13 protein-coding genes are annotated in these 15,351 nt (G+C 71.2%); 6 read left to right on the forward strand and 7 right to left on the reverse strand.

The genetic code is table 11. The annotated features are described in order from the left end of the window. Positions 1 to 34 precede the first annotated feature (34 nt). Entirely contained in the window at positions 35 to 619 is a 585-nt protein-coding gene (locus tag ACWGJ5_RS03085; RefSeq protein WP_453308032.1) for a GNAT family N-acetyltransferase, read from the forward strand. Here the strand turns inward: ACWGJ5_RS03085 and ACWGJ5_RS03090 are convergent. From ACWGJ5_RS03090 to ACWGJ5_RS03100, 3 genes are all read right to left on the reverse strand, one after another. Next, positions 556 to 1,539 (reverse strand): aldo/keto reductase, encoded by a 984-nt coding sequence (locus ACWGJ5_RS03090; protein WP_453308033.1) that lies wholly within the window; start codon positions 1,537 to 1,539, stop codon positions 556 to 558. The two genes, ACWGJ5_RS03085 and ACWGJ5_RS03090, sit on opposite strands and share 64 nt — an antisense overlap. A 127-nt stretch (positions 1,540 to 1,666) precedes the next feature. Then, positions 1,667 to 2,623: a MerR family transcriptional regulator gene (locus tag ACWGJ5_RS03095; RefSeq protein ID WP_453308034.1), complete on the reverse strand. Its 957-nt coding sequence runs from the start codon at positions 2,621 to 2,623 to the stop codon at positions 1,667 to 1,669. Positions 2,624 to 3,458: 835 nt separating this feature from the next. Continuing rightward, positions 3,459 to 3,857 carry an ACT domain-containing protein gene (locus ACWGJ5_RS03100; protein WP_453308035.1) on the reverse strand — a complete coding sequence of 133 codons (399 nt, stop codon included), beginning with the start codon at positions 3,855 to 3,857 and terminating at the stop codon, positions 3,459 to 3,461. A gap of 272 nt (positions 3,858 to 4,129) precedes the next feature. Between ACWGJ5_RS03100 and ACWGJ5_RS03105 the strand changes: the two genes are divergently transcribed. From ACWGJ5_RS03105 to ACWGJ5_RS03115, 3 genes are read left to right on the forward strand one after another with little or no spacing between them, the layout of a single operon-like run. Then, positions 4,130 to 4,969 carry an LLM class F420-dependent oxidoreductase gene (locus ACWGJ5_RS03105; RefSeq protein WP_453308036.1) on the forward strand — a complete coding sequence of 280 codons (840 nt, stop codon included), beginning with the start codon at positions 4,130 to 4,132 and terminating at the stop codon, positions 4,967 to 4,969. A 45-nt stretch (positions 4,970 to 5,014) separates the two neighbouring features. Beyond that, positions 5,015 to 5,686: a hypothetical protein gene (locus ACWGJ5_RS03110; protein ID WP_453308037.1), complete on the forward strand. Its 672-nt coding sequence runs from the start codon at positions 5,015 to 5,017 to the stop codon at positions 5,684 to 5,686. Positions 5,687 to 5,725: 39 nt separating this feature from the next. After that, on the forward strand, positions 5,726 to 6,262 hold the full coding sequence (locus tag ACWGJ5_RS03115) for an AAA family ATPase (RefSeq protein ID WP_453308038.1): 537 nt from the start codon (positions 5,726 to 5,728) through the stop codon (positions 6,260 to 6,262). 335 nt (positions 6,263 to 6,597) lie between these two features. Here ACWGJ5_RS03115 and ACWGJ5_RS03120 read toward each other — a convergent pair whose 3' ends face one another. Then, positions 6,598 to 7,518, reverse strand: coding sequence for an SDR family oxidoreductase (locus ACWGJ5_RS03120; protein WP_453308039.1), 921 nt, complete (start codon positions 7,516 to 7,518; stop codon positions 6,598 to 6,600). Between the two features lie 85 nt (positions 7,519 to 7,603). On the opposite strand from ACWGJ5_RS03120, the gene ACWGJ5_RS03125 reads away from it, so the two are divergent. Then, complete coding sequence (locus tag ACWGJ5_RS03125; RefSeq protein ID WP_453308040.1) at positions 7,604 to 8,170, forward strand: TetR/AcrR family transcriptional regulator; 567 nt, start codon at positions 7,604 to 7,606, stop codon at positions 8,168 to 8,170. A gap of 92 nt (positions 8,171 to 8,262) precedes the next feature. On the opposite strand, the gene ACWGJ5_RS03130 is transcribed toward ACWGJ5_RS03125, so the two are convergent. Together ACWGJ5_RS03130 and ACWGJ5_RS03135 are read right to left on the reverse strand one after the other, a co-directional pair. Then, positions 8,263 to 10,161: a glycoside hydrolase family 97 catalytic domain-containing protein gene (locus ACWGJ5_RS03130; protein WP_453308041.1), complete on the reverse strand. Its 1,899-nt coding sequence runs from the start codon at positions 10,159 to 10,161 to the stop codon at positions 8,263 to 8,265. 25 nt (positions 10,162 to 10,186) lie between these two features. Then, a complete protein-coding gene (locus tag ACWGJ5_RS03135) occupies positions 10,187 to 12,523 on the reverse strand; it encodes a glycosyl hydrolase family 95 catalytic domain-containing protein (RefSeq protein ID WP_453308042.1) in 2,337 nt (778 codons plus the stop codon). 378 nt (positions 12,524 to 12,901) lie between these two features. Here ACWGJ5_RS03135 and ACWGJ5_RS03140 point away from each other — a divergent pair, with 378 nt between their 5' ends. Further along, positions 12,902 to 14,560 carry a penicillin-binding transpeptidase domain-containing protein gene (locus ACWGJ5_RS03140; protein WP_453308043.1) on the forward strand — a complete coding sequence of 553 codons (1,659 nt, stop codon included), beginning with the start codon at positions 12,902 to 12,904 and terminating at the stop codon, positions 14,558 to 14,560. A gap of 84 nt (positions 14,561 to 14,644) precedes the next feature. Here ACWGJ5_RS03140 and ACWGJ5_RS03145 read toward each other — a convergent pair whose 3' ends face one another. After that, positions 14,645 to 15,313 carry an O-methyltransferase gene (locus tag ACWGJ5_RS03145; protein ID WP_453308044.1) on the reverse strand — a complete coding sequence of 223 codons (669 nt, stop codon included), beginning with the start codon at positions 15,311 to 15,313 and terminating at the stop codon, positions 14,645 to 14,647. Positions 15,314 to 15,351: the final 38 nt, after the last annotated feature.

Raw genomic sequence — 15,351 nt, forward strand, 5'->3', positions numbered from 1 at the left:
AGCCGGGCGAATCCCGCCGCGTAGCATCACGATCATGGCGGACTGGGAGATACGTCCCGCGTCGGCGGCGGACGTCGAGGCGGTGGCCGAGCTGAGGGCCGTGGTGCTCAGAGCGGATCTGGAGCGTCTCGGGCGGTACGACGAACACCGGGTGCGGCAGCGGCTGCGGGACGGGTTCGCACCGGAGCACACCTGGGTGATCGAGGCGGGCGGTGCTCTGGCCGGTTGCGTGGCGCTGCGGCTGGGCGTGGACACCCACTGGCTGGAGCATTTCTACCTGGACACGAGCCTGCAGGGCAGAGGCGTCGGATCGGCCGTGCTGCGGCTGCTGCTGGAGCGGTGCGACCGCGAGGGCACCCGGGTCCGGCTGATCGTGCTCCGGGGCAGCCGGGCACAACGGCTCTACGAGCGGCACGGCTTCGCTGTCGAGAGCGGGGATCCGGTGGATGTGGTCATGGTCCGCGACCCCGTGTCCGCCCATGTGCCCGCACCCCACGCCGAAAGCGCGAACGAGGAGCAGCAGCCGCTGGAGGCGCACGACGCATCCCTCGGCGCTCAGGCGCCCACCGGTGCCCGCTCGTCCAGGAGACCGGCCGCGACCAGGTCGGACCACACCTGACCCGGGACGTCCGACCGGAACGCGGCGATGTTGTCCCGCACCTCCTCCGGCGAACGCATCCCGACCACGATGCCGGCGACCGCGGGATGCAGCAGCGGGAACGCCATCGCCGCCTGCGGGAGCGTCACACCGTGTGCCTCGCACACGGCCGCGATCGCCCGTGCCCGCCGGAGGATCTCCGGTGAGGCCGGGGCGTAGTCGAAGGACGCTCCCTCGGCCGGACGGGGCGTGGCGAGCAGGCCGGAGTTGAAGACCGAGGCGGCGAGGACGGACACCCCGCGTTCGGTGCAGGCGGGCAGCAGGTCGTCGAGCGCGCTGTGGTCCAGCAGTGTGTAACGGCCGGACAGCATCACCACATCGACATCGGTCTCCTCGACCAGCCTGGTCAGCATGCCCGGGTGGTACATGCCCGCGCCGACGGCGCCCACGACACCCTGCGAACGCAGCTCCGCCAGCGCCGGGTACCCGTCGCGCAGCGCGTCCTCGAAGTGCTCCTCGGCGTCGTGGAGGAACAGCAGGTCGATGCGGTCCACGCCCATGCGCGCGAGGGAGTCCTCGACACTGCGCAGGACACCGTCGCGGGAGAAGTCCCACACACGGCGGTGGGTGGCGGGCACGTGGAAGGGCAGGTCCTCGCGCCCGGCCGGGTCCTGCTCCACGAGCAGCCGCCCGACCTTGGTCGAGAGGGTGAACTCGTCCCGGGGCACGCCCTTGAGGAACTCGCCGGTGCGGCGCTCGGAGTGCCCGATGCCGTAGTGCGGTGACGTGTCGAAGGAGCGGATGCCGCAACTCCAGGCCGCCGCCAGCGTGTGGGTGGCGGTGTCGTCGTCGAGCGGTGCGAAGAGGCCGCCCAGGGGACCGCCACCGAAGCCCAGTTCCGTGACCTCCACCGCGCTGCGCCCCAGCCGGGTCGTCCTCATCCGTTCGGTCCTCCCTGTACGGCGTCCACGCACGACCTACGGAGTGTCGCGCCGCCGGACCCGGCATTCCACCCGTTTTACGGCCCGGGACGGGCACGAGGGCCGGTGCCGGTGCCGGTGCCGGTGCCTACAGAGGGTTCCCGCGCAGCCAGGTCAGCACCTGCTGGGCGTGCCCGTTCGGCGGGAAGACCGGGTAGAAGACATGCTCGATCACACCGGCGCGGAGGACGAGCGTCAGGCGCCTGAACAAGCGCATCCCCTCGACCTCGAACGTGGGCAGACCGAGCGTGTCGGCAAGGCCGAGGGCGGGGTCCGAGAGCATGTCGAAGGGCAGTCCCAGCCGCTCCACCACCTCGCGCTGGTAGTCGGTGTCCTGACTGGACAGCCCGTGGACACGGCCCGCGCCGGCTTCGAGCAGGTCGTGGAAGTGGTCGCGGAAGCCGCATGACTCGGGCGTGCAGCCACGGGCTCCGGGAATCGAGTTCCAGCCCTCCGGCAGGTCGGTGCCGGGGCGGCCGGTGAGGGGGTAGACGTAGACGACCGTGCGCCGGGGCCCGAGCGCGTCCAGGCGGACCGTTCGGCCCGCTGTGTCGAGCAGCTCGAGGCCCGGTACCTCCATGCCCGGGAGGTGGTCCGCCGCGCCGTCGTCCTCGGGGACGGGCAGGTCCGCCGGCAGCGTGAGGTAGTCCATGCGTCCGGTGCCTCTTTCCCCGGGCGGTACGGCGCGGCTGCCCCGCTGGGCGGCGGCGTTCAGGTTGGCGATCAGCCTCGCGCGGCGGGCGCTCAGGGACTCGATGCGCTCGGTGAGCTCGTCGATGGCCTCGCGGTACCCGGCGAGGGAGGCGGGACAGTCGTCCGCGTGTGCCCGTCCGGCCGCCAGGCACTCGAGGAACGGCCGCGTGCGCTCCACGGGGATACCGAGCCGGTGGAGCGTCCTGATCTCCCGCACGAGGCGTACGTCGTCCTCGCCGTAGTCCCGGTAGCCATTGGGCAGGCGCTCGGGTGCGATCAGCCCCAGCGACTCGTAGTACCGCACCGCTTTCGCCGTCACCCCGGCCCGACCCGCCAGCTCACTGATCCTCATGCCGTTCACCTCACCCAGACGCTAAACCCTGCCCCTGGGGGCAAGGTCAAGGCGGCCGGTGATCGGGTGCCCGCCTCAGCGGACGACGTCGAGAAGCATGATCCCCACGGTGCGCCTCAGTTGCGTACGCGGCCCCGTACGGTTCCGTGTGCCGCAGATGCTCGGCCCCGTCCTCGCACAGAGGAGCCGGCATCGAGCTGTCGTTGGCCGTGGACGCGGCTTCGGAACAGCAGGAGACCGACCGCGGCGACGGGGTGGAGGAGGGAACGACCACGGAGCAGCACGACGAGCCGTACCTCCCAGCGGCCTTCGCCGCGCGGCCGGGGCACCGCCCACAGCGTGGCCTCGCGGAGTCGGTGCCCCAGGCGTGCCTCGAACGGCGTGCCGGAGAGGCGCCGTCCCGCGGCCGCCTCCCACCACGCCCGCAGATCGCACGGCCGTCACCGTGCGCCTGCCGCAGAGACGCCCAGCGGCCAGGTACCCGTACGGATCCCTGCAGTTCGGCGGTGACAGGGCGCGCCGCGCCGTGGAGCACGCCCGCCACGACCGTGACCGTACCTTCGTCTCCGAGGACGTGCTCCAGCCGTACCGCCGGTTCGCTTCCCGCCCGCCGTTCGACGATCCGCAGCCGCTCCGGTTTCCGGCGCGGACGGTTGTCGGCCTCGACCTCGTACACCGCGCCCCGGTACCAGATGTTCGCCCTTCGCCGCACGATGGCGCCGCGCCCCGGCTACGCGAAGGGGTACGACCGCGGTGGCCGGGCGTCGAGGACAGTGCCGCCACGCACCGGCGTGGCTGCCCTGCCTGGGCCGCTTCGACGCCGTCCTCGAGGGAGTCAGGAAGAGTCGCGGGCCAGCTGCCGCAGGACGTCCATGGCCTCCTCGGCCTGCTCGTAGGGCACGAAGAGGTGGTCGTGGTGGAAGCCGGCGACGACGTTGCAGCTCAGCTCGGCGTCGGCGAGGGCGCGGGAGACAGCGGCGGTCAGCCCGACCGCGGCCAGCGCGGAGTGCACCCGCAAAGTGATCCATCCGGCCACATAGTCGTACGCCATCCCCGCCGCGTCCGCCTCCGCCTGGGGCACGACGAGGGTCAGGCCCTCCTGTTCGGCCACCGTCACCACCGGGGTGACACCGGATGGCACGCCGCCCTCCGCCATGGTGAAGACATAGCGTCCCGGATTCAGTTCCGGACGCATGCCGCTGAGCAGTGTCTGCAGATCAGTCTCGCCGGTCACGGACCCACCCTACGGGGCGACCGGCCGCTCGCCGGGGAGGCGAGCGGTGACGGTCACGGCGTCGCCACCGGCGGCATGGCGCTCGGCCTCCCGGTCGCGGCCAGGTGTGTGCGTGCGTCCGCGTCCGGGCGGACCGGGAAGCGGTGGCCTAGTTCCGGTCCGCCCCGACGGTGGCGTCCGGCGACATGGCGGCGTCCAGGACGGCCATGCCGCAGGCGGCCACGCCTACTCAACACACCTCGACGGCCTTACCCCTGAGCTAAGTTGACGCGATGCGCTTCGCTTTCAAGACATCGCCGCAGGGCACCTCGTGGGAGGCCATGCTCGATGTATGGCGTGCGGCCGACGAGATCGAGATCTTCGAGTCCGGATGGACCTCCGACCACTTCCAGGCCATGCACGGCACGAACGCGGCGACACCCCGACTGGAGGGCTGGATCAGCCTGGCGGCACTGGCCCAGGCCACCCGGAGGCTGCGGCTGGGCACCCTGGTGACCGGTATCCACTACCGTCACCCGGCGATCCTCGCCAACATGGCCGCCACACTCGATGTCATCTCCCACGGACGGCTGGAACTCGGCATCGGGACGGGGTGGAACGAGGAGGAGTCGCGCGCGTACGGCATCGAGCTCGGCACGCCGCGACAGCGGAGCGACCGCTTCGAAGAGGCCTGCGAGGTGCTCACCGGTCTTCTCGGGCCCAAGCGGACCACCACCTTCAAGGGCGCCTACTACGAGCTGTCGGACGCGCGCTGCAACCCCAAGCCCGTTCAGCGCCCTCATCCACCGCTGTGCATCGGCGGCAGCGGGGAGAAACGCACGCTGCGCACGGTGGCCAGGTTCGCCCAGCACTGGAACTTCGACACCGGGACCCCGGCACAGTTCCGCAGGGCACGCGAGGTGCTGTTCGAACACTGTGACCGTGTCGGGCGCGATCCCGCGGAGATCCGCCTCTCGGCCCAGGTCCGCTTCACCGACGATCCGGCCGAAGCCGCCGCCGGCGCTGCCGCCTTCGCCGCCGAGGGCGCCGAACTCGCGATTGTCTACCTGCCGTTGCCCTACTCACCACACATACTGGAGCCCTTGGCACAGGAGTTGGCCCGGCTCCTCTGACGGGGCACGGGGAGGTCGTCCGCCGCCGCTTCTAGAGTGATCCACATGCCGATACCCGTACACGTCCTCGCACACCGCCCCTTGACCGTCGAGGCCGTTGCCGAGTTCGTCGCGCTGCCCTTCGTGCCGTACGTTCCCGAAGACGTGGATGCCGTTGACGAGGAGACAGCGCGTCGCGGCTGGAACTGGGAGCACGAACTGGTCTGCGACTCCTTCCGTACCGCTGACCAGCATGTGTTGTGCAGTGACGGCCTCAGCCCGTTCGGAAGCCTCGACGCACGGTACTTCCTCGTCTTCGGCGAGATGTACCCCGTCGACCCGGACGATGAGTCCATGGCCAACGGCCCGTGGCTGTCCGGCTATCTGGACGGCTGGCGGCAACTGCCCGGCTGGACCACCCAGGAACCGTGCACGGACCAGGACTGCGAGGCCGTCCTCGCCCAGGCGGCACAGGCGGTGACCGAGTGCCTGGGCGCAGCCGCCGCACGGACGGTCGTGTCGTCCGCCACCGTCGTCACCGGGCCCGCGCTGACACATCGCATCTGGCGCACGCCCACTCACGTCCTCGTGGTCGGGCCGTCGGCCGACAACGGCCCGTACGGTTACCTCACCCATCTGCAACTGTCCTGCACCCCACTCAGCTGCGGTCCGGAACTGCCCCCGGCGGGCGACGAAGACGGCTTGGCCGCATGGATCACCGCACACGTCGACTGGTGACCCCCGGACTCGGACGGCGCTGCCGGTACCCTGCACCAGATGGGAGTCGGTACCGAACAGACCCGACTCGTGGTGCTGCGCGGCAACAGCGCCTCGGGCAAGTCCTCCGTCGCGGCGGGTGTCCGCGACCGGTTCGGCCGTGGGCTGGCCCTCGTGGAACAGGACAACCTGCGCCGTGTCGTGCTGCGTGAGCGGGACCGGCCGGGAGCGGCGAACATCGGCCTGATCGACATGGTGGCCCGCTATGCCCTGGACGCCGGCTATCACGTGATCGTCGAGGGCATCCTGTACGCCGACCGCTACGGGGACATGCTGGCCCGGCTGAGCGCCGACCACCGGGGGCCCACCTGCGGCTACTACCTCGACGTGCCGTTCGACGAGACCCTCGCCCGCCACGCGACCAAGCCGATCGCCGGCCACGTGAGCGAGGCCGACCTGCGGGAGTGGTACCGGCAGCGCGACCTGCTGCCCGGGGGAGCGGAGACGGTCATCGGCGCCGACAGCTCCCTGCCGGAGACGATCGAGCGCATCATGCGGGACACGGGCCTGGCCGGCCTTAAGCCCCGTGACTTCTGACTCCGCCCTTCCTCCCGTCCGTCTGCCCGCCCCTCCGTGCGTCCGAGACCGATGTCTCACCGTCAGGCATCCGAACGCCACGAGGCCCGGCGGCTGTTCCGCACCGAGTGGTGTGCCGACGCCGACGCGTTCCTGTCGGCAGGGGACGCGTGGGCGGTCGTCGGAGGCACCGGCCCCGGTGGCGATCGGCGTGTACGCCCGGGCCGCCGAGCCCGGCGATGTGCCGATCGCCCGGCCCCTGCCGTTGGGGGCCCGGCGTTCCGCCCTTCGGCCCGGGACCGGAGGCCCCCCCCGGGGCGGCCGAGTACCGGAGTCCCCCGGTCGGCGGAGTGCCGTCAGGCGCCGACGGCAGGGGAGCGGGAGTATCCCTTCGCCAGGTCTTCGAGGAGACCCGGCTGGGTCGGCTTCCAGCCCAGCAGTTCGCGGGTCAGCGTGCTCGACGCCGGAAGGTCGAGGCCGATGAAGCCGGCCAGCCAGCCGAAGTGCCCGGCCGCCGCCTCGGGTGCCACGGAGACCACCGGCACGTCGAGGTGCCGGCCGATCACCTCGGCGACGTCACGGATCGCGACGCCCTCCTCCGCGACCCCGTGCAGCACCGATCCGGCCGGGGCCTGCTCGACCGCCAGGCGGAACAGATGCGCGGCGTCGAGGCGGTGGACGGCCGGCCAGCGGTTGGCGCCGTCGCCGATGTGGCCGGAGACGCCCTTCTCGTGGGCGATGGCGACCAGTGTCGCCATGAATCCGTTGTCCCCCTCGCCGTGACAGGTCGGCGAGAGCCGTACGACGGAGGAGCGGATGCCGCGCGAGGCGAACGCCAGCACCTCCTGTGCGGTGGCGGCGCGGATCGAGACCGGCGAGCCGTCGAACGCGGCCATGTCCTGTTCGGTCGCCACCCGCGCAGGTGCGAGACCGGCCAGGCCGGAGGCGAGGACGAAGGGCCGGTCGCTGCCCGCGAGCGCCTCGCCGAAGACGTCGACGGCGCGGCGGTCGGCCTCGGCGGCGCCCTGGAAGTCGCCGCTGAAGGCGATGTCGTGCTTGAAGGCGAGGTGGATCACCCCGTCCGACGCGGCGGCCGCGTCCCGCAGCAGGTCGAGATCGTCGACGGTGCCGCGGACGACCTCCGCGCCCGCCGTGACGAGCGCGTCGGCGGACGCGTCGGAGCGGGCGAGCCCGACGACCTGGTGACCGGCTTCGAGGAGCTCGGGTACGACGGCGGATCCGATCCAGCCGGAAGCGCCGGTGATGAAGATGCGCATGAGGAGACCCCAGACATTTCGATGTCAGTGACTGTCATAGACGCTACACCTGATGTCAGCCTCTGTCATCACGTAAGATCTCGGCATGGGTAGATGGGAGCCGGACGCGCGCGGACGCCTGGCGAAGGCCGCACTGGAGCTCTACGCCGAGTACGGGTACGAGCAGACCACTGTGGCGGAGATCGCCAAGCGGGCCGGGCTCACCGAGCGGACCTTCTTCCGGCACTACGCCGACAAGCGCGAGGTGCTCTTCGCCGGTTCCGGCGAGCTGGAGGATCTGTTCGTCCGGGCGGTCGCGGGCGCTCCGCAGACCGCGGTCCCGCTGGACGCCCTGACGGTGGGGCTCGACGCCGTCGCCGAGATGTTCGCCGACCGACGCGAGTTCGCGCGCCGGCGGCACGCCGTGATCACGGCGAACGCGGAACTCCAGGAGCGCGAGCTGATCAAGCTCGCGTCGTTGGCGGCCGCGCTCGTCGACACCCTGCGCGGCCGTGGCCTCGCGGAGCCTGCCGCGAGCCTCGCCGCCGAGGCCGCGGTCGCCGTCTTCAAGGTCGCCTTCGAACGCTGGATCGCACCGGGCGAGGAACGCGCGATGCGGCAGCTGATCCGGGAGTCACTGACCGAGCTCAAGGCCGTGACCTCGGGCGTCTAGGCGCCGCACGGCAGCCGATGCTGGTCCCGGTCGTGCGTGCGGCCGAACCGCCCTGTCGGCGCAGGGCAGTTCGGCCGCTCGGGCGCGAGGGGTCAGCGGTAACAAGTGGTGATGCCGGGGTGCCAGGGGCAGGCGATGCCCGCGAAACCGCCGTTCGCGGTGATGTCCACGCTGAACGCGTCACCGCCGCGCAGTACCTGCCGGTCCCGGACGAGTCCGTCGGCGCCGTCCCGGATCGTCTCGACCAGCCAGCGTCCAGGTCCGATCGACAGCGGTATCTCGGCCGTGCGGGCGGCGCCCGCGTACACCCCGCCGAGGAACCAGCGGTCGCCGCTGCGCCGGGCGAGGACGGCCTCCTGCCCCGGGCGGCCGGCGAGCAGCCGGGTGTCGTCCCAGGCCGCCGGGACCTGTCCGAGGAAGCCTCGGGCGAGCGGCCGGGCGTCGTACGACTCGGGTGTGCCCGCGAACATCTGGAGCCCCGACTCGTAGGCGACGGTGAGTCCGACCTCGGCCGCGTCGGAATCAGGGCGCCGGCCGGCGCGCTGGAAGCCGCCCGGCGTGAAGTCCATGGAGCCGATGACGTTCCGGGTGAAGGGCAGGGTGGTGAGGTGGACGGCGGTGTTGGTGCGTTTCTCCTCGCCGTCGACGCCCTTCATGGTCATCACCTGCGGCCAGGTGCGCTGGATGCCCTTGGGGATCGTGGAGCCATGGAAGTCGATCACGAGGTGGTGGGCGGCCGTCTCCCGGAGGATCGTGTCGTACCACTGGAGCATCGACTGCGACTCCGAGTTCATGAAGTCGATCTTGACTCCCTTGACGCCCCACCGCTCCAGCGTGGGCAGCCACTGGGCGCGTTCCTCGGGTGTGTCGAGGTCGCGCTGATGGATCCAGACGACGATCCCGACGCCCTTGGCGCGTGCGTAGCCGACGAGCTGGGGAAGCCAGCTGTCCGTCTGCCAGTCGGGATCGGTGGTGTCCCACGCGTCGGACTTGAAGTACCAGCCGGCGTCGACGGCTTCGTACGGCCAGTGCCGCTCGGCGGCGTAGTCGACGTACGCCTCCTGCGCGGCGAGGCTCTGGCCGGCCGCGCGGCCGCCGGCGAGCCAGGTCCACAGCACGGTTCCGGGGCGGATCCAGGAGGTGTCGGAGACCTGGGACGCGGGGGCCAGGTCGTCGGTGAACGTGGACCGGGTGACGGTGGCGAGGTCACCGGTGATCAAGGCCCGCCAGGGGGTGGTGAGGGGCCCGTCGGTGCGGACGCGGTCGTCGGCGAGCTTGATGCGGTAGGTGCCGGTGCCCTGGGTGTGGGCGAGCCGGGCGCCGGAGTAGGTGCCGGTGAGGTCGGACTCGGCGAGCAGGGTGTAGCCGCCGTCGGTGGCGAAGAGGGCCTGGTCGGAGTACTCGTCGGTGGGGGCGGTCGCGGCGGAGTACTCGTTGAACCGGCCCTCGTTGTCCACCCGGTAGGTGCCGAGCCAGGCGCTCGCGTCCGGCGGCAGGTTGAACGCGGAGGTCTCGCCGACGACGTCGCCGTATCCGGTGGGCAGGACGTACCGGTACGCGACGCCGTCGGCGGAGACGCGGACCACGAGGTCGAGGCGGGCGCCGGCGCCGGAGGCGAAGGACAGCCGGGTCTCGTGCATGTGGACCCAGCGGTCGAGCCGCTTTCCGGACTTCGTCCGGTAACGCCCCTCGATCGTACGGTCCTTGCGCCGCACGAAGCGCAACCCCCGTGACAGGTCGGCCTGTTCGGTGACGATGCCGAGGGGCGACGGCTCGACGACCGTACGGCCCTCGCGGGACACCGACAGGGTCAGCGTGCCGGCGGTGTCGTCCAGGGATATTCGGGCGCGGGGTGCGTGCGTCGCCTCGGACACGGCCCAGGTGCGCTCGTGCTGCTCGGCCCGGGCGGGCACGCTCGCGAGGAGCGTGGCCGCAAGCCCGGCGCAGAGCGCGGCGACCACGGATCTTGCTCCGTTCAGCGGAACAGCCATGGAACCCTCCCCTTCCGGACGGCGGTTACGGCAGGCCCCACGCCGCGCCCGGCTCGCTCACGGCGACGGGGGCGATGACGAGGTCGGGCCGGGAACCGGAGTGCACGAGCACCTCGCGGCCCCTGGGCAGGTCGATGGCGAGTGTGCCGTCGCCCAGGTCCCGGGTGTGGGCCGGGGTGCCGTCGTCCAGCACCGCGGTGAGGGGCCCGCTCAGGCCGTGCCGGAGCCGCAGTGGCTCGCCCGCAAGGCTCCTGACCCGGATGAACCGGGTGGCACCCGACTTGCGCACGGCACTGATCAGGAAGGCGCCCTGGGTACGGAAGTTGTGCAGGGTCACGTCCTTCCAGGCGGACGGAACGGCCGGGAAGACCCGGACGACGCCGCCCCAGCTCTGCCAGAACATGTCGTGCAGGGACTGCGAGGCGGACAGCGGCGTCTCGATCACCGGACCGGCCTCGGTGTAGTGCGTGTTGGCGCGGCACGGGTAACGGGTGCTGGGGTCGAAGAACTTCCGCAGGTAGCCGATCGCGGTGTCGCCGTCCCCCGTCATCGCGTAGATCGAGGCGGCGCCGGTGTAGCTGTAGCCCCGGTGGGCTCCGGTCAGCGCGTGCCAGTGGACCACCGACTTGGTGATCAGATCGCGGTTCTCGGGCTGGTCCCAGGTGACGAGGTGGAGCGGGTACACCATCAGCAGGTGCGAGTAGTGCCGGTGGGACTGGGCGTACGGGGTGTCGGCGCCGATCATGAAGCCGTTGTCGTCGACCGGGTACGGCGTGAGCCGGGCCAGCACCTCCTGCCAGCGGGGTTTCAACTCGTCGTCGATTGCCAGCAGTTGTGCCGACTCGAGGAGCGTCTGACAGCCCCAGCGGATCAGGGCCAGGTCGTAGTTGGTGTCCTGAGGCGGCACCACGGGATATTCGGGTGAGAGCGTGCTCGGCAGATGAAGCCTGCCGTCGCTGCCCGGGGCGAGGAAGTGCAGGTAGTAGTTGATGGTCCGGCGCAGTAGGGGGTAGATCGTGTCGCGCAGCAGGGACTTGTCCATGGAGTGCCGGTACGACAGCCACACGTTGTGCAGCGCCCAGGTGAGGTCGCCGGTCTCGGCTCCGGTGCCCGGTTGGCCCACCTCGCGGTTGCAGAACATGTCGGAGCTGCGTCCGATGCCGGAGCTGTCCGAGCGGTAGGCGGCGGGCACGTTGGCGGTGAGCTGCTCCTGGTTCTGGCGCAACGTGCCGGCCAGCGAGTCGAGTTCGGGGTGGTTGAAGCCCTGGATGAGCCAGTACTCCAGCTGGACGTTGAGGTTCCACCAGACCGCCGGCCAGGGGGTGGGCTCCAGCCACGGCCCGGAGGTGGCCATCACGGGGCCGCCCGTGCGGCTGGCGGAGGCGACCTTGTAGAGCTGGATCCAGTGGAAGCTCTGCAGCCGCTGGTCGGGGAACGACACGAAGCTCTTCCGGTAGAACGCGTGCCACCAGCCGGTGTGCCGGCGACGCAGGACGTCGTACGACGGCGCGCGCCGCAGGTTGCGCAGCGAGTCGGCCTCGGCGGCGGAGGACGAGGGGAAGCTGTGGCCGACGCTCAGCAGGAGGTCGTCGCCGGAGCGGCGGTAGGAGGTCGCGGTCCGGCCGCCGCCGGTCAGCGGCTGGAGCACCTGGGCGGTGCCGTCGGCGGTGGTCCGGGTGGTCCAGGGAGGGTTGGCGGTGTATCCGGCGGGCGGGGCCTCCTGGATCCTGCGGGGGCTGATGGCGTCCTCGGGGTGGAACGTCCAGGTGACCTTCTCGCCGCCGGCCGCCGTCACGCGGGCGGCGAAGACCTCGTCGTGGATGAGCGCGGAGAGGGTGAGGGTGCCGGCGGTGGTGGTGACGGTGCCGGTGAGTTCGGCGTTCCACAGGCTCAGCCGCCAGTCGACGGCGGTGATGGTGCCGGCCGGATCGAGCGTGAGATGTCCGACCGGGAGCCGGCAGGTGCCCCAGCCGCTGCCGAACTCGGGCCGGTGGTCCTGGACGCGACCGTGCTGCACGGTGAAACGGATCCGGTTGGCCCCCGGCTCCTGGTAGACCATGCTGCCGAGCAGCCCGTCCCCGAGGAACGGGCCCTCGTACCAGAGCGTCGGCAGCCTGGTCCACAGCAGGTCCTGGCCGCGCAGGAAGTCTTCCCACGCGCTGTCGGAGGTCATGGTGTCGCGGAGTCTCCAGGGCCGCCCGGCTCCTTGGCCGGTCGACCCGGCGCCGTCGGACGGCCCCGTCCCTTCGGACTGCGCCGCCCGGGCCGTCCCCGGCAGCGCCGCCACCGCCGCCCCGCCCAGCGCGGTACCGAGTACGGATCTGCGGGGAACCGGCGAGCGTTTCTCCGGCTGCGAGGTCATCGGTGCCCTCCAAACCTGACGGTTCATCGAAACATCGGGTGTATCCGGGAACGTAGAGATGGCCGTCGCGCGTGTCAATGAGTTGGGCAACTGCTGCTAGTGAACACATCCGATGTATGGGGGCAGTTGTCGTCAGGCCGCCCGCCTGGGCAGCGGCCCGGCGTTGGTCCTCGGACACCGGCCGGGACACGGCGCTCGGTGAGCAGCGGGGCAGCGGCATGCCCGCGGCCGGGCGGTTGACCACGGCCCCGGCCACCAGCAGTGGGGCGCCGCCCCGGGCACCAGCAGTGGGGCGCCGCCCCGGGCACCTTGACGTTCCGATAACGATCTACCGGAAATCGGCACACTTGTTCGTGCAACATACATACGATCCTGCGTATGAACAGAGCTGTGAAGATCGGCCTCGCCGGTACCTGCACCGCGCTGCTCGCCCTCGGGGGGATCGGTACCTACAACGTCCTGCACGGCCTGGCCTCGGGCTCGGCGGGTGACGCGGACTCCCGGGATGCGCGCGCTTTCGACCCGTCGGCGCTGTCGAGTACGCCCCCGTCGGACGCCGAGGCGGTGAAGCGGGCCCGAGCCTTCCTGGACGGCTGGTCCCGGCAGAGCCTCGACGGCGCGGCAGGCGACACCGACGTACCGGGTACGGCCTCGCAGGCGCTGCGGGACTACGCCGACGGCCTGCACCTGAAGAAGCTGTCGTTCGGTCACATCCTGTCGGAGGGCCCCTCGTCGGTGACGCCGGGTGCCACCAAGGTCACCTTCGACGTGACCGCCGAGGTCGCGGGCGGTACCTGGAGCTACCCGAGCGCGGTGGCCGTGCTCAAGAGCACGAACGGTCGCTCGGCCGTTCACTGGAACAACTCGGTGCTCTATCCGGGCCTGGGGGACGGCCAGTCGCTGACCGCGGGCAAGCTGCCGGCCGGCGCGGGCGGTACGAAGGTCGTGGCGAGCGACGGCAAGACCGACCTGTCCGGCTTCGCGTCACTGCGGGACATCGCGGCCACGATCGGCAAGAACGCGAAGCCCGCGGGCGGGACCCCCGGAACGGGCGTGGCCGTCGTCGACGCCGGCGGCGCGGGCGTGAAGACGCTGAAAGTCTTCTCCAAGGGCCGCCCCGCGGTCGTCAGGACGACCATCGACGCCGGCCTCCAGACGGTGGCCGAGCGTGCGGTGAAGGACGCCCACCTTCAGCAGAAGCCCGCCGGTACCGTGGCACTGGACTGGCGCAACGGCCACATCCTGGCGATCGCGCACTCGGGCGACGACGGCGACATCGCCATCAACGGGATCAAGTCCCCCGGCTCCACGATGAAGATCATCACCTCGGCGGCCCTTTTCGACAAGGCAGGTCTCACGCCGAGCAGCCCGGCGCCGTGCAAGGACTCGCTGATGGCCAACAGTCAGCTGTTCCACAACGACTCCGGCGTGCGGGCCAACCCCGGCTCCTCCCTGGCCCAGGCGTTCACGGTGTCGTGCAACACCTCCTTCATCAAGGACGGATTCCACTACCTCGTGCACGGCGGCGACGCCTCGGCGCTGAACGACGAGGCCGTGAACGTCTTCGGCATGGGCAACTGGTCCATCGGCGGGGGAGTCGCCACCACCGACCCGAGCATTCCGGCGGACGTCCAGGGCGGCGACCAGGCGGCCCAGTTCATCGGCCAGGGCAAGGTCACCGCCACGCCTCTGTTCATGGCGTCCGTGGCGGCCACCGTCCGGGGCGCCGGCTTCGAGCAGCCGGTCATCCTGCCGGGACAGCACCAGGAGACGGTGTCCCGGCCCATCTCCGCCCGCACGGCCGGCTATCTGCAGTCGATGATGCGCAACGTGGCCACCAGCGGTACGGCGGCGCCGCGTCTGGGCGGGCTGGTGGGCGTCGGCGCCAAGACCGGCACCGCGGAGGAAGGCGACCACACCAACGGCTGGCTGACCGCCTACGACTCCCGCATCTCGGTCGCCGCGCTCGTCGAGGGCGGCAGCTCGGGCGTGGACTCCGCGGGATATGTCGTACGCCGGCTGCTGGCCGGAAGCTGAACCTCGACGCCCTCGGCAGGCTGGGGATCCTTCCTGCCGGGGGCGGCGTTCCCGATGGCGATCGGAGGGCGGCCGGACGGTCGCTCACTCGGTGACCAGGGCGAGGGTGAAGCCGTCGTAGCCCTTGGAACCGACCGTCTGCAGGGTGGTGGCGGTCAACCGCGGGTGCTCGGCGATGAGTTCGGTGAAGCGGCGCACGCCCTGGACGCGCGGGTCGTCGCTGACCGCGTCGGTGACCGCGCCCTCGCGGACCACGTTGTCGCCGACGATGATGCTCCCGGGCCGGGTGAGCTCGAGGGACCACTCCAGGTACTCCGGGTTGGCGGGTTTGTCGGCGTCGATGAAGACCAGGTCGAACGGGCCGGTTTCTCCGGCCGCGAGCAGCGGCAGCGTGTCCTGGGCCTTGCCGACGCGGATGTCGACGATGTGGTCCAGCCCGGCACGGGCGATGTTGGCGGTGGCCACGGCGGCGTAGTGCGGATCGCTCTCCAGGGTGACCAGGCGGCCGTCGTCCGGCAGAGCACGGGCGAGCCAGATGGTGCTGTAGCCGCCCAGGGTGCCGATCTCCAGGATGCGGCGGGCGCCCCGGATCCGGGCGAGCAGGTTCAGCAGCTTGCCCTGGTTGGGGGCCACCTGTATCGCCGGGAGCCCCGCGGCATCGCTGTCCCCGGCGGCCGAGAGCAGGGCGTCGTCCTCCTTCACGAGCAACCCGTTGAAGTAGTCGTCGACGGCGGTCCACATCTGCTGGGACATTGTGGGTTCCCTTTCGATACTTATTAAGTTCCGAATGG

The organism is Streptomyces sp. NPDC054783 (genome assembly GCF_053611725.1).